This window comes from Vibrio penaeicida, assembly GCF_019977755.1.
GTDB lineage: Bacteria > Pseudomonadota > Gammaproteobacteria > Enterobacterales > Vibrionaceae > Vibrio > Vibrio penaeicida.
Genome location: NZ_AP025144.1, coordinates 2,029,138 through 2,043,399 on the forward strand (window position 1 = coordinate 2,029,138; position 14,262 = coordinate 2,043,399).

The 14,262-nt window shown below is 42.2% G+C and carries 14 protein-coding genes; 5 read left to right on the plus strand and 9 right to left on the minus strand.

The window, feature by feature from the left end:
* Nucleotides 1–95: 95 nt before the first annotated feature.
* The 9 genes from LDO37_RS09090 to ccoN form a co-directional block, all read right to left on the minus strand.
* Nucleotides 96–842 (minus strand): FNR family transcription factor, encoded by a 747-nt coding sequence (locus LDO37_RS09090; RefSeq protein WP_101113907.1) that lies wholly within the window; start codon nt 840–842, stop codon nt 96–98.
* A 99-nt stretch (nt 843–941) separates the two neighbouring features.
* Nucleotides 942–1,610 carry a sulfite exporter TauE/SafE family protein gene (locus tag LDO37_RS09095; protein WP_126606981.1) on the minus strand — a complete coding sequence of 223 codons (669 nt, stop codon included), beginning with the start codon at nt 1,608–1,610 and terminating at the stop codon, nt 942–944.
* Between the two features lie 7 nt (nt 1,611–1,617).
* Nucleotides 1,618–1,806, minus strand: a complete 189-nt coding sequence (ccoS, locus tag LDO37_RS09100; protein ID WP_126606980.1) for a cbb3-type cytochrome oxidase assembly protein CcoS — start codon at nt 1,804–1,806, stop codon at nt 1,618–1,620.
* On the minus strand, nt 1,799–4,171 hold the full coding sequence (locus tag LDO37_RS09105; protein ID WP_126606979.1) for a heavy metal translocating P-type ATPase: 2,373 nt from the start codon (nt 4,169–4,171) through the stop codon (nt 1,799–1,801). The genes ccoS and LDO37_RS09105 overlap by 8 nt, the downstream gene beginning before the upstream one ends.
* A gap of 4 nt (nt 4,172–4,175) precedes the next feature.
* Nucleotides 4,176–4,655: a FixH family protein gene (locus tag LDO37_RS09110; protein WP_126606978.1), complete on the minus strand. Its 480-nt coding sequence runs from the start codon at nt 4,653–4,655 to the stop codon at nt 4,176–4,178.
* 79 nt (nt 4,656–4,734) lie between these two features.
* Complete coding sequence (gene ccoP / locus LDO37_RS09115; protein WP_126606977.1) at nt 4,735–5,709, minus strand: cytochrome-c oxidase, cbb3-type subunit III; 975 nt, start codon at nt 5,707–5,709, stop codon at nt 4,735–4,737.
* Nucleotides 5,709–5,882, minus strand: coding sequence for a cbb3-type cytochrome oxidase subunit 3 (locus tag LDO37_RS09120; protein ID WP_224056060.1), 174 nt, complete (start codon nt 5,880–5,882; stop codon nt 5,709–5,711). Before LDO37_RS09120 ends, ccoP begins: the two co-directional genes overlap by 1 nt.
* A gap of 9 nt (nt 5,883–5,891) precedes the next feature.
* Nucleotides 5,892–6,512, minus strand: coding sequence for a cytochrome-c oxidase, cbb3-type subunit II (gene ccoO / locus LDO37_RS09125; RefSeq protein ID WP_101113853.1), 621 nt, complete (start codon nt 6,510–6,512; stop codon nt 5,892–5,894).
* Between the two features lie 12 nt (nt 6,513–6,524).
* A complete protein-coding gene (gene ccoN, locus LDO37_RS09130) occupies nt 6,525–7,952 on the minus strand; it encodes a cytochrome-c oxidase, cbb3-type subunit I (protein WP_167404747.1) in 1,428 nt (475 codons plus the stop codon).
* A 260-nt stretch (nt 7,953–8,212) separates the two neighbouring features.
* On the opposite strand from ccoN, the gene LDO37_RS09135 reads away from it, so the two are divergent.
* From LDO37_RS09135 to LDO37_RS09155, 5 genes are all read left to right on the plus strand, one after another.
* Nucleotides 8,213–8,572 carry a hypothetical protein gene (locus LDO37_RS09135; RefSeq protein ID WP_126606975.1) on the plus strand — a complete coding sequence of 120 codons (360 nt, stop codon included), beginning with the start codon at nt 8,213–8,215 and terminating at the stop codon, nt 8,570–8,572.
* 102 nt (nt 8,573–8,674) lie between these two features.
* Nucleotides 8,675–9,874, plus strand: a complete 1,200-nt coding sequence (locus LDO37_RS09140) for an FIST signal transduction protein (RefSeq protein WP_126606974.1) — start codon at nt 8,675–8,677, stop codon at nt 9,872–9,874.
* Entirely contained in the window at nt 9,874–11,940 is a 2,067-nt protein-coding gene (locus LDO37_RS09145) for a PAS domain-containing hybrid sensor histidine kinase/response regulator (RefSeq protein WP_126606973.1), read from the plus strand. Before LDO37_RS09140 ends, LDO37_RS09145 begins: the two co-directional genes overlap by 1 nt.
* A gap of 1,068 nt (nt 11,941–13,008) precedes the next feature.
* Complete coding sequence (locus LDO37_RS09150) at nt 13,009–13,551, plus strand: DUF2726 domain-containing protein (RefSeq protein WP_126606919.1); 543 nt, start codon at nt 13,009–13,011, stop codon at nt 13,549–13,551.
* 163 nt (nt 13,552–13,714) lie between these two features.
* A complete protein-coding gene (locus LDO37_RS09155; RefSeq protein ID WP_224055420.1) occupies nt 13,715–14,245 on the plus strand; it encodes a hypothetical protein in 531 nt (176 codons plus the stop codon).
* Nucleotides 14,246–14,262: the final 17 nt, after the last annotated feature.

Sequence of the window (14,262 nt, forward strand, 5' to 3'; positions counted from 1 at the left end):
GTAAAAATATTTAGGGAAACTGGAAAATATACGAGAGAAATATGAAGTGGCTCAGAACTGAGCCACTTAGATGAAACTATGATCCAACTATAGGATTAATCGCTTGATACGCCAGCAAGTTCTTGCATCGCATCATGATCTAAAATCGTAATATACTTGCCTTTTACGCTAAGCATATCGGCTTTTTGGAAGCGACCTAACAATCGGCTGATGGTTTCAACTGTTAAGCCCAAATAGTTACCTATATCACCACGTGTCATGGTTAAGCGAAACTCTCGAGGACTGAATCCACGCTGAGAAAAGCGAGTAGAAAGGTTGTATAAAAACGCGGCAAGCCTTTCTTCAGCATTCTTCTTAGAAAGAAGTAGGATCATTTCCTGGTCGCCTTTGATTTCATTACTCATCAAACGCATAATTTGCTGGCGAAGCTTTGGCATTTTGCCAGATAGATCGTCTAAAATTTCGTATGGAATTTCACACACCATCGATGTTTCAAGTGCCTGAGCAAAGCTGGGGTGGGAATTATCGTTAATGGCATCGAAACCAACTAAATCACCGGCAAGGTGGAATGCAGTGATCTGCTCATCGCCTTGTTCAGTAATGGTGTAGCTTTTGATGGTTCCAGAGCGTATTGCATACAGTGATTTTAGTTCATCACCTGCTTTGAAAATCTCCTGACCTTTCTGAATAGGCTTCTTTCTTTCAATGATTTCATCTAGTTGATCGAGCTCAGATTCATTGAGAGTGAAAGGAATACAGAGTTGGCTAATACTACAATCTTGACAGTGAATGGCACATCCACCGGACTGAACTCTATTTGTTGCTGGCTTATTTGAAATCATAACACCCAAACGCTATTTTGATATACATCAATATTTTACCACTTCCTAATACTAAAGGGTAGTGAAAAAAAAGGCATAGAAACATAGAGATGTGACAAATTATGAAAGTAATGAGATTGCATCATAAGCGGTGTAGCCCCCATACGCTAATAAGAGAAGAGCCCCGCACTGGCGAAAAATTTCGTTTCTTTGCCACTTTTGAAACTTAACGGCACTTAAACCAACCAATAACATGGCAGGTAGGGTACCTAAGCCAAATGCAAACATAATAAGTGCACCATCTAAAGCACTACCGGAAACCGCCGCCCACGTTAAGGTTGAGTAAACCAATCCACAAGGCAACCATCCCCATACAAAACCGAATGGAAATGCGTGAAGTGGCGAACGCAAGGGGAGAAGCTTTTTCCCCACAGGTGAAACAAATTTCCATACACCTTGGCCCAGCTTCTCTATTACCAATAAGCCTTGCCACCACTTTGCGATATACAAGGCCAGTAAAATCATGAATGCGGCGGAAACTAACCGTAGATAGGTCAGCGCTAGATTGAAGTCAGAAAACTGAGCGATAGATGAAATGGCACCGCCAATAATTGCTCCGGTAAAGGCATAAGATGATAGGCGACCTAAGTTATAAAACAGCGTGATGAGCAGTGTTCGAGAGGCGTTGGGGTTTCCTACGGCAACGGCAGAAGCAATGCCGCCACACATTCCCATACAGTGCCCAGCACCAAGAACTCCAATCAACAATGCCCCTAACCAATCTGCCATTTAAGAATTACTCTGGGTCGGTGTTGTGTGGCTTCGGCTTGGCATTTTCATGCATTTCATCTTCATCGAACAAAATGTTGTGCCCTTGACGTTCCAAATCTTCAAACTGTTCGCTTTTTACTGCCCATAAGAAAACCGCAACAGCTAAGCATACAAGCAGTATTGCAATGGGGATAAGAATATAAAGACTAGCCATTTTCTTTAAGCAACCTGAGTGAGTTGGTAACAACGATGATTGAACTGGCAGACATTCCAACAACGGCGATATAAGGTGCTACGAGTCCAGCTACCGCTAAAGGCAATATCAATAAGTTATATCCTAGCGACCATGCAAGGTTTTCCCTAATAATTTTGCGTGTTTTGAGGGCAAGTAAACGTGCTTCAATCAATTTATCAAGTTTATCCCCTAACAACACCATATCAGCTGAAGACTTAGCGACATCAGCACCGCCTCCCATTGCTACTGAAAGGTGAGCACCAGCAAGGGTAGGTGCGTCGTTAATACCATCACCTATCATCAGAGAAACCTCATGATCCTTGAGTGTTGACAAGAACTCCAGTTTCTCTTGTGGGCTGGCGCTGGCTACCACAGATTCAATCCCCATTGCGTTGGCAACAGGTTGTGCATTATTCAAAGAGTCGCCCGTAAGGAGGGTCGTTTTAATTCCCGCCTCTGCTAATTTAGAAATAAGTACTTGGCTTTGCTCACGGATAGGATCGTGATAGTAGAAAGTAGCCACGTGAGAATCATTGACAGATAGATACACACACGGTTGTTTCGACTCGACTTCTTGCCCCAATACAAAATTCGCACTTCCGATTTTGCAAGATTGCCCCTTGTATAGACCAACAATGCCGAAGCCAATTTTATTTTCGACTTGATCCACTTCGATTGTTTTATCTGAAAACGCTTTAAATGCCTTAGCAATAGGGTGGTTTGCATGATTCTCTAGTGAAGCCGCAATCGCTAGACATTCCTCTTCAGAGAAATGGTTACTAGTAACTTCGGTGCGATCTATCTGAATATTTCCTTCTGTTAGGGTACCTGTTTTATCAACAACCAAATGATTGACTTTACACAGAGTTTCAAACACGTGCCCTTTGCGAAGAAGAATCCCTAAATTTCCCATACGAGAGGTGGCACATGTGATCGCAGTAGGGGTGGCAAGTGAAAGCGCACAAGGGCAGGTTGCAACAAGCACAGCCAGCATGATCCAGAAAGCGTCCTCTGGTTTTGCTTGATGCCAATAAGCCCATGTACAAGCCGCGACAATCAGAATGACGGCAACAAAGTATCGAGCGACAACATCCGCAACTTGCGCAATCTTAGGCTTAGACATTTGAGCTTCATCTTGCAGCCTGACTATATTGGAGATCATCGAATTTGCTTTACTGGTATTCACTTCCAATTCAAACGACTCTTCGCCGTTCAACGTACCTGCGAACACCGTGTCGCCTTGCTTCTTCACGACTGGAATGGATTCACCAGTTAACATAGATTCGTCAATATGTACGCGACCTTTTAAGATAATGCCATCTGCGGGAACGTGCTCTCCGGGCAACACTCTTACCTGATCGCCGATCGTTAACGTTTTAACTGGAACTTGGGTGCCATCCAACTTCGTTGCCATTGAGGGAATAAGTTTCAGTAAATTAGCACTTGCCGCTGCTGCTTTTCTTCTTGCTCGCATTTCCAAAAAACGTCCGAGTAGCAAGAAGAAGGTAAACATGGTGATTGATTCAAAAAAGACTTCACCTTGCTCTGTCACCGTCGCGACCAAACTTGCCACATAGGCAAAGATAAGGGCGATAGAGACTGGAACATCCATACCCAGCGTTCGCCCTTTTAAGCTACGCCACGCATTTAAGTAAAACGGAAGTGCAGAATAAAGCAGAACGGGAGTAGCAAATATCAAGCTCACAACACGGAAGTACTGTTTGAATTCTGCATCTAAATCACCGAACACTTCCAAGTACAGTGCAACGGCTAGCATCATTACCTGCATGGTGGCTAAACCAGCGATGCCAAGCCGGTAAAGATACTGTTTCATCGCACGGTGATAAGACGCTTCTTGTTGGTCCGCTTCAAATGGCGCTGCTTTGTACCCTAATTGGTGTACAGTTGCCAACAAATCACTCAGCTTAGCTTGAGTCTTATCCCACGCTAAAATGGCACGGTTCGTGGTGGTATTCACTCGAATAGAGAGTACACCGGATTGATTAACTAGCTGTTTTTCAATGAGCCATGCGCAAGCGGCACAAGATACCCCCTCAAGTGACAATGTCACCTCTGATTGGTGTTCTGACTGGCGAACAAATTCAGATTGAACTTCTTCGTTGTCATAGTGGATGAGGTTTCTAAGCTGCTCTGGAACCAGATCAGCTTTTTCAGCTGGTGCCGTTCTATATTGGTAGTAGGAAACGAGCCCGCTTTCAACAATGGTTTGAGCAACAGATTCGCAACCTGGGCAGCACATTTCACGTTCTTGCCCTAAAATTTCGACTTTAAAATCAGTGTTGGCTGGTACATCTTCACCGCAGTGGTAACACTCTTTTGTCATTAATTTAATTACCCAATTGCGTCGGTGATTGTGATGGGAAAGTCACTTTGCCTTGAATTAGCCACTCTTTATTGTGTGGTTCTACTTCAACAAACCAAGGGCCTTCAATCTCGTTATCTAAATTGATTGCATACTGGCCTAAGGCATTAGCCGATAATGTTTGAGAAAAGTCTCGGTCTGCGAGCGTTCGGTGCGAAAATGTCACCACCAAAGCAGGGAAGTGCTCAAGTTCACCTTTATCAAAATCGATAATAATACGATTGGAGCTGGTAGAGACATTAGCCGATAAGCTGAGATCCCGAGCAGAGTTCTGCTTTGAGATATCAATGTTGATGCCTTTGCCTTTTTTATAGTAATCCTCGGCAACCAGCGAAACTGAGTTTTTTGAAAAAATACCAAGTGTGACAAAACTTGCCACAACGACGGTAGCTGGAAGCGCGATCAGAAACCACGGCCAAAATTGTTTATACCAAGGCTGTACCATAGAAAAGTTCTCAATAACGGAATGTAGAATTAACTTATAGAAAAGACAGCCCCTTGGGTAGGGGCTGTATAGGATTGTACTATTTGCCTGAGTTACTCAAGCTCCAAACGTAAGCGGAAACAAGTTGAACCTTATCTTCACCTAGAATGTCTTTCCATGCAGGCATCACACCTTGACGACCGTACATAACCGTCTCTGTGATGTCGGCACGCGTTTCACCGAACAGCCACACTTGGTCTGTTAGGTCTGGCGCACCAAACGCAGGGTTTCCTTTACCGTCCGTACCATGACAGGCAGCACATGCAGCAAAGCGAGCTTTACCTGCCGCCGCTTCACGTGCGTTAACTTTACGACCAGAAAGGCTCAACGTATAAGTTACCACTTCACGTACGCCTTGCTCACCAAAAGATTCGCCCCATGCAGGCATAGCACCGATACGACCATTCATAACCGTATTTACGATGGCAGCAGGCTCACCGCCATACAACCAAGCGTTATCCGTAAGGTTAGGAAAGCCTTTTAGACCACGGGCATCAGAACCATGACATTGCGAACAGTTCTGTAAAAACAAACGCTGACCAACTTTAATCGCTTCTTCATTTTTAGCGATTTCAGTAATGTCGCTGAGTTCACCTGCTTCGTTGTAAGCTAGCTTACGGAATGCTTCGCCAAAATAAGCGTCTGCATCATCCAGTTCTTTAGCATATTGATCCAAGCGCTTTTCTTCTTGCGCTTTAGCAATGCGCTCACGAGACTGCTGAACAGTGGTCACTGTTTGATCGGAGCTTTGCCACCCCAACAATCCTTTGTAGCTGCCCAAACCTGGAAATAGCGCCAAGTAAATTGCAGCAAACACAAAGGTGCTAATAAACAAATATGTCCACCACTTTGGAAGAGGGTTATTCAGTTCACGAATACCATCGTATTCGTGCCCCATGTCCACACCTTCTTCTACGCCCATCTTATCTTTAACACACCAGTAAAGAAGGGCAGCACAGCCTAGCAACGTGCCTACGGTAATAATAATTACCCAGAGACTCCAAAAAGTACTCATTATTTGGTCACTCCTTCTTTCTCTTCAGAGGGCTCTTGCTCGTCAGCGAAGACTAGATTAGCGGCTTCGTCGAAGCGAGCTTTACGGCTTTTACCGTAAGCCCACCACACGACACCAAGAAAGCTAACGAACAACACTATGGTCCATGTACTATGAATAGTACCGATATCCATATATCCCCCTTACTTCATTGCGTGACCAAGAGATTGAAGGTAAGCAATGATGGCATCCATCTCTGTTTTACCTTCTACTTCTTGTTTTGCATTTGCGATCTGATCATCCGTGTAAGGAACGCCAAATTGATCGCGGAAAATGGTCAGTTTTTTCTGAGTCAGCTTGCCGTCTAAAACGTTTTCTTCCAACCAAGGGAAGCCAGGCATGTTGGACTCAGGAACGAGCTCTCGCGGATCAATTAAGTGAACGCGATGCCACTCATCTGAGTAACGACCACCGACACGAGCCAAGTCTGGTCCTGTACGTTTTGACCCCCAAAGGAATGGGTGCTCCCAAACACTTTCACCCGCTACGGAATAGTGACCGTAACGCTCGGTTTCTGCGCGGAATGGACGAATCATCTGGCTATGACATACGTTACATCCTTCACGGATGTAGATATCACGACCTTCCATTTCCAGCGCTGTGTATGGGCGCAAGTTTTGAACTGGCTTAGTCGTCTGGTCTTGGAAAATCAACGGTGTAATTTCCACCAAAGCCCCAAGGCTGATTGCAAATACGATCAAAATGGCAAGAAGACCTACGTTCTTCTCTACAATTTCATGACGGTTATTTGAATTCGAACTCATTAGTCAATCTCCTTATGCCGGTTGAGCAACAGCTTTTAAGCTGTCTTTAGGGGCAGTGATTGTCTTATAAGCGTTGTATGCCATTAGGAACATACCAGCCAAGAAGATGAAACCACCAAGGAAACGAACAAAGTAGAACGGGTAAGACTGCTCTACAGATTCAACGAAACTGTAAGTCAATGTACCGTCGGAGTTAACTGCACGCCACATCAGACCTTGCATAACACCAGAAATCCACATCGCTACGATATAGAGAACCGTACCAATTGTTGCCAACCAGAAATGCGTGTTGATCAAGCTAACAGAGTACATACGCTCTTGACCGAACAGTTTAGGGATTAGGTGATAAACGGAACCAATAGATACCATTGCAACCCAACCTAATGCACCGGAGTGTACGTGACCGATAGTCCAATCGGTGTAGTGAGACAACGCATTAACCGTTTTGATTGACATCATCGGTCCTTCGAACGTTGACATGCCGTAGAAAGACAATGAAACAATCAAGAATCGAAGAATAGGGTCATGACGGAGTTTATGCCATGCACCAGAAAGCGTCATGATACCGTTGATCATGCCACCCCAAGACGGAGCAAACAAAACCAAAGACATCACCATACCTAAAGACTGAGTCCAGTCAGGTAGGGCAGTGTAATGCAAGTGGTGGGGACCAGCCCAGATATAGAGGGAAACTAACGCCCAGAAGTGAACGATAGATAAACGGTATGAATAAACTGGTCTCTCAGCTTGTTTAGGAACAAAGTAATACATCATTCCCAAGAAGCCAGCAGTAAGAAGGAACCCTACCGCGTTGTGACCGTACCACCATTGAACCATGGCATCGACGGCACCAGAGTAAATAGAATAAGATTTACCCATAGAAACTGGGATAACCATACTATTTACAATGTGAAGAACTGCTACGGTAATGATAAAGGCACCGAAGAACCAGTTCGCCACATAAATGTGAGAGGTCTTTCGCTTTATAAGCGTACCGAAGAAGACCACCGCATAAGCAACCCAAACTAGGGCAATTGCGATGTCGATAGGCCATTCTAGCTCTGCGTATTCTTTACCAGAGGTGTAACCCAAAGGTAAGGTAATTGCAGCGGCTAAAATAATTGCCTGCCATCCCCAAAAGGTGAAGGCGACAAGAGGACCACCAAATAAACGAGTTTGACACGTACGCTGCACAACGTAATAAGACGTTGCAAACAGTGCACTGGTACCAAACGCAAAAATAACCGCATTAGTATGCAGGGGACGTAAGCGACTGTACGTCAACCACGGCGTATCAAAGTTTAGCTGTGGCCAGACTAATTGAGCGGCAATCAAAACACCAACAGCCATTCCGACAATTCCCCAAAGTATGGTAACTAAGGTAAACTGACGCACGACTGTATAGTTGTAGTTTTGTTCTAGCTGCTTTTCTTGGCTCATTTGCATGCTTCCAAATTTTTTTAATTAACTACACTTTTACTTCCAACACGACATATGTCGTAATGCCACCAAATCGGTCGAGGAATTGTCGTTTTTTCATACTGTTAATTCCTTTTAACGATTTTAATAAAAAGCGGCATTTTCAATGTGCCACTATACTGGAACTAACAATTCAATGACAGGAAATTAACCTCACTTACACTCCGGTCATTCAACTAATTGTTAAAAATTTGAAGTTTGTTACATAGAGGAAATCTTCAATGCCTGCGCAAAAATTAACGCCAGCCCGAATCGCTCAAATTGTTGTCATGTTATTGATTTTAATAGCAGCATTTACCTGGCGCACACTTGATCAAGATCAAGGTAACATTGTTAAATGTATGGTTAAGACCTGTCACTTTTCATTAAACAATCAGGCGTTCGAAATACACTTCACCGAACACAACAACTATATTGTAGGCGACTCTGAACAGTTTCGCGTCTCCATTAATAACACTATTATTAATCCGGATATAAATACCAAAAGTTGGTTATTTAATAAACACGACAAATACGATCACATTTTAATTACAAATAAGCAGAATGGGGATTATGTGAAGGTCATTCACAAAGAAAAATAGGGGACACACTTTATTGAGCAAATGGTAATAAATAGATGCGGTGAGTGATTTATTAATGTATAAAACAACTTAAAACTAGTCACTTGTTTCATACTCCAAAAAATGAAGTTGATTACCGCTTTTTCCCATCAAGAAGACATATCAGAAGCGATTCAAGATTTGAATTCACAAATCCCGCCAGAGCTCAATCCATCTCTGGCGCTTTGTTATTTCACTGAAGAGTATTCAGCCGAAACATTGCGAGTCGCGTTATCGGCACGATTCCCAAATACACCAATTCAAGGTTGCACATCTTGTAAAGGGATTCTTACTGAAAAAGGGTTTCATCGAGGTCCAGTCGTCGGTCTAATGCTGATTGAAGACAGCGCTTCTATTTCAGCTTATGGCACAGCTATTGCCGATACTACCGTCGAAAACGCGGTAAGTAGCACACAAGCCACACTGAGAAAAGCTATTGAAAGCAGTGGCAGAGTGGGTGAGCTGCCTAACTTAATAATCCTGCACGCTACACCAGGCTTTGAAGAATCAGTTATAGACGCTATCTATCAAGAGTTTGGCACTCTGGTGCCTTTAATCGGAGGAAGCGCTGCAGATAATGTACTTAAAGGGAATTGGCAAATATTCACATCCCAGGGCACCTCTCATCAAGGCGTATCCATTTCAGTCCTTTATCCCTCTTCGCCATGTGAGACGGGGTTTCATACCGGTTACTCCACAACAGGTATTAGCGGCGAGGTGACAAAAGTAGAACACCGCTCTATTCTTGAAATCGACGATCAACCAGCATTGGATATTTACCAAAGTTGGTGCTCAACACTTGGCAGCCATATTGTTGATGAAACAAGTCTATTTGCTACAACAAACCTCTACCCATTAGGTAGAATTGTAGGAAGCGTAGACTACCAACCTATCTACAAACTCTCGCACCCTGTCAAACGGTCTGCAAATGGCGAAGGTATCGAACTATTTACAGAAATAGCAAAAGGCGAGCGCATTCACTTAATGACAGGCTCTAAAGATCGCTTAATAAACAGGCCAGGGCGTGTCATCCAGCTTACAGGCGACTCATGTATTGACATGGGGGAACCACTTGGCGCGATAAACATATTCTGTGCCGGCTCTATGCTGCACATAGAAAGCGCAATGGACACGGTTTGCGAACAAGTACACTTAGCTTTGAATAAACAACCATTTATATGCCCATTCACCTATGGCGAGCAGGGTCGATTCGAAAGCGACATTAATGCTCACGGAAATTTAATGATTTCTTCGGTTGTATTCCATGAAAACAAGAGAGCCTAATGAACGCATTTGATAAAGAGCAACTGCAGGAAGCTCTTTTTGAGCTTCAAAAAAGCAAAGAAAAAGAACAAAAGTTGCTTGATGAGAACAGAGCTATCCTCGCATCACTCTCTTCAATGACAGGTGCAAGCAATAAGCACCAAATCTTCAATGGGCTATTAAGTGTACTTAGAAAATACATCAAATTTGAAGACGCCATCGTACTCTCTAGAAACCTAGGTGAATCCAACTTCCAAACCTTGTTAAGCACCAACAAGGTCTTTAAAGATAAGGTTTGGTCTAACGACGACAAATTTAATCGCGCGATCTTTGGTGAGAGCATCATTGTCTACCAACCGGAATCACTCCAGCAATTTGGCCAATTCAATTCAATATTAAAAGATCAAATCCAGTCGGTTTTGCTCACAGGAGTAGAGTCCGAGGCCAGCCAGTCGGTCATTTTGTTCATTGGCAAACAAAAAGGGCAGTTTTGTATAAATTGTAAAGCGATTCTCGCACGCTTGTTACCGCTAATAGAGCGAGCCGTCATAGATATCGATTACAAGGAGAAGCTACAAACCCTTGTTGCAACACGAACCAATGAACTAAAACAGAACAGAGAACGCTTTCGAGATTTTGCTAGTAGTGTAGGGGATTGCTTATGGGAAACAGACGTCAATTATCAGCTTACTTATGTCTCAAAGATCGACGCCATAAAAACAGATTTCCATAGCAAGAAGATCCACGAGCTCGTTCAAGGCAATGCCGCACTCAATCATTTAATCTCGGCAATGGATACACGATCACCGATTCGAGACCTTGAATGGTGTTACGACCTTGAAAAAGGCGTTTGGCTAAGTATTAGTGGCGCACCTTTATTCGATCTTGAAGGCGAGTTTTTTGGATATAGAGGCACGATAAAAGACATATCGCAAAGCAAGCAGAGATATTTAGAGTTAAAACGCGCTCGAATGGAGTCAGAAAAAGCTAACATCGCTAAATCTCAGTTTCTAGCAATGATGAGCCATGAAATAAGAACGCCTCTAAATGCCATTTTAGGCCTTATTGATGTCCAACTTTCCAAGTGTTCTGATGAAGATAATGCCGTTGTTTTAAAGATGATGGAATCATCAGCAGAGTTACTGCTTGCCATTATTAGCGACGTATTGGATCTATCTAAAATAGAGTCGGGGAGTTTCGACTTAGATACTAAGAACGTCAAAATACGTGACATTGTCACTAGAAACCTTCAACATTACCAAGAGCTTGCGAATCAAAAATCCCTTTCACTCATGATAAACTTAGGTGATGACTTACCAGAAGAAATTCACACAGACGCAACCAGGCTATCCCAAATCATGTTCAACCTAGTCGGGAATGCCGTGAAGTTCACCGATTCTGGCGAAATAAATGTTGAAGTAACCACTAAAGATAGCCAAGCGTTGGTCATTAAAGTCTCGGACACCGGCATAGGTATGGACGATACTGCAATTGAAAAACTGTTCAAACCATTCGTTCAAGCCGACAGTTCAATCACTCGAAAATTTGGCGGCACAGGTCTTGGCTTGGCCATTTCAAAACAATTAGCTTTGCTTTTGGGCGGCGACATAAAAGTTTCGAGCACACCCAACAAGGGAAGTACGTTTACTGTCACGCTGCCGATCGGTAGCATAAAAACTGATGAGAACATCGATAACAAACACAGTCATAGCAAAGTGCCACAAAAAAATTTGGAAGTAATGGTCGCCGAAGACAGCCCAGCAAACCAAATGGTCATTAAATTGATGCTATCGAATCTAGGGCATAAAGTGCACATCGTACCAAACGGTGTAAAAGCCATAGAGTTTGTTGAAACGAATCAAGAAAAGCTCGACGTTATATTTATGGACATCTCCATGCCAGAAATGGACGGGCTAGCGGCAACCAAAATATTGCGGGAAAAGGGTGTAACGCTTCCAATCATTGCGCTCACAGCTCACGCGATGACGACTGACAAAGACAAATGTCTAGCCGCTGGCATGAACAAATTTGTCGCAAAACCCATCCGAGCTAAAGACATACAAGAAATTTTAAAAGTGTACTCGTAAATTCGTAAAGTCATTAGCTGGATTTAACTCCAGATACTATATGCTTGTATTTGTTAGGCAGAATACTCTTAGGAGATACCAATGAAAGCATTACATATCAGTTACATGGCTTTAGTCTTAACAAGTAGCCATCAAGCCTTAGCAACTAGACGTATCTTTTAATGGAACAGGCTCCATTTCGACAATTAACTGAGTCTCGAAATACGAGCTTATCGTAACGCTAATAATCATGTCTTAATCTTTGATTAAAGTAATGATTATTAGCTATTTTATGGTAAATAGGATTATGGTTAAATAGCTCGAGTTTTGGTGGGTTAGGACAAAGAAATACGTGTAGTTCTTACTTAGATTCACATCTAATTTAACATAATATACATAATACGCACTGAATAAGCTTTTCTTAACATTCCCATTTTTTTTAAATGACGTTCTCATATAAAATCATACGCACTTAGTTACCTATATATTGTTCAACATGATTAAAAGAATCTGGAACTACTTTTTCGATATGGAAGCAAAATCGGAAATACGCTTAAACGGCTCCGTATAAAGTATCTTAGATTCATACGTATAACGTCAGTCGTTCTTTCCATTATAGTGTTGGTCGGCTGCCCATATTTTCTTGTCCAGAGCACAAGCCAGATTCGTTATATTGACGTTAAAACAACTACCGCTCGATATGATGTCAAGGTACAAGAAGGTAAATCCGTCGTCACTATTGAGGATTTGAACTTGATATCAAAAACATCTAGCTCAATGATATTTATGAAGTATTCTGACGTTGAAAACGTCCTCATTCTAAATAAGAACATGATCATATCTATGAAAAAGAATTAAGATGTTAAGGAGATGCTCTCTGTTGTATACCCTTTACTTAAGCTAAAGTAGTTACCCTAAACACTAACTAGTCATCAATGCTAGTAGGTCTCTGATATTTCTGTCTATTTAGGTCCTTCTCAATAAGCTCAAATTCGTTTGAACCTTATCTCATTCCAAATTAATGATTCTTTCTCTCTATATAAACGCATTTCATAATCGTGAGTCAAAACAACTACTCAGGCTAGGTTTATGACAATACTCCAACTAACTCTTCTGGTTTTTTTATTTATTATCGTTTTATCTTTTAAGCTCGCCGCTGGTAAAAACCAAAAAGGCGCTTCTAAATCAACAAATAAGTATCAGTATCAACCTAGAAAGTACCTTACAACAAAAGCAGAACTCTCCTTCTTTCATGCACTTGATAATGCTGTTGGTAGCAAATACCGTGTGTTTAGCAAAGTTCGTATCGCTGATGTCATTTCTCCGAAAAAAGGCTTATATAACAAGAAGGAATGGCGCATTGCTTTTAATCAGATCAGCGCGAAACATTTCGACTACGTGTTGTGTTGCCCAAAGACGCTGGAGATTCTATTTACAGTTGAACTAGACGACGCCTCACATCAAAAAGTGTCTCGCATTAAACGTGATGAACTGGTTGAACATGCTTGCGAAAGTGCTGGTATCAAACTTATACGGATTCCTGTTCAATCAAGTTACAAGCTAGAAGAGATTGCAGAGCTTTTTGATGTGCCCCCTACTCCTCCTGTCACTGCCAACGCTTTACCGGTATAAAACAGAAAAGGTCTAGACACCGTCTAGACCTTACTTTTGAGTGTTAGGTTGCTACCTAAGCTTAACCTTATTCACTAAACACCCTATCTGTTCTATTTAATCATCTAACTGTTCCCAGCCCTTTCGCTTGTAATAATGCCATCAAACTTTTTGGAGTATTGGTATGAAAAGCATAGCATTAGCAACAAGCTTCGTTTCAATGTGGGCAGCTGCGGACACAAAAATTCTGCACTCTGAAGGCTCTTTGATTCAAAGTGGTGACAAAATTTACTCTGTCGGGACCATCACTGTTCATTATGTAGAGCAGCACAAATTTGATCGCATTAAAGCGAAACGTGGCGATTCATATTCTGGTTTCATCTCTGCTTTAGATAGCTGGGAAGAAATGGAATCCAACAGCTATTGGGAGGCTGCGGGGAATTTTAATACGGTAATGGGCGTTCTGCCGGACAAAATGAATACCATTGATATTCGAATTGCGAAAAACGAAAACAACCCCATTTTCGATTTGTATATTAATGATACAAAAGTGGTCTCAAAGATCGATTCCAGAATTAAAAATGTACGTATTGCATCTACTGGATTCCAGTCAAATCTTAATTACGTTTATGTCAATTTCGTGCCTCACTCTTCTACGAGTAATAACAAGATTAACATTGATAGTATTACCATTAAATCAAATATAAGGCATTGATGTAATTGACTTATATG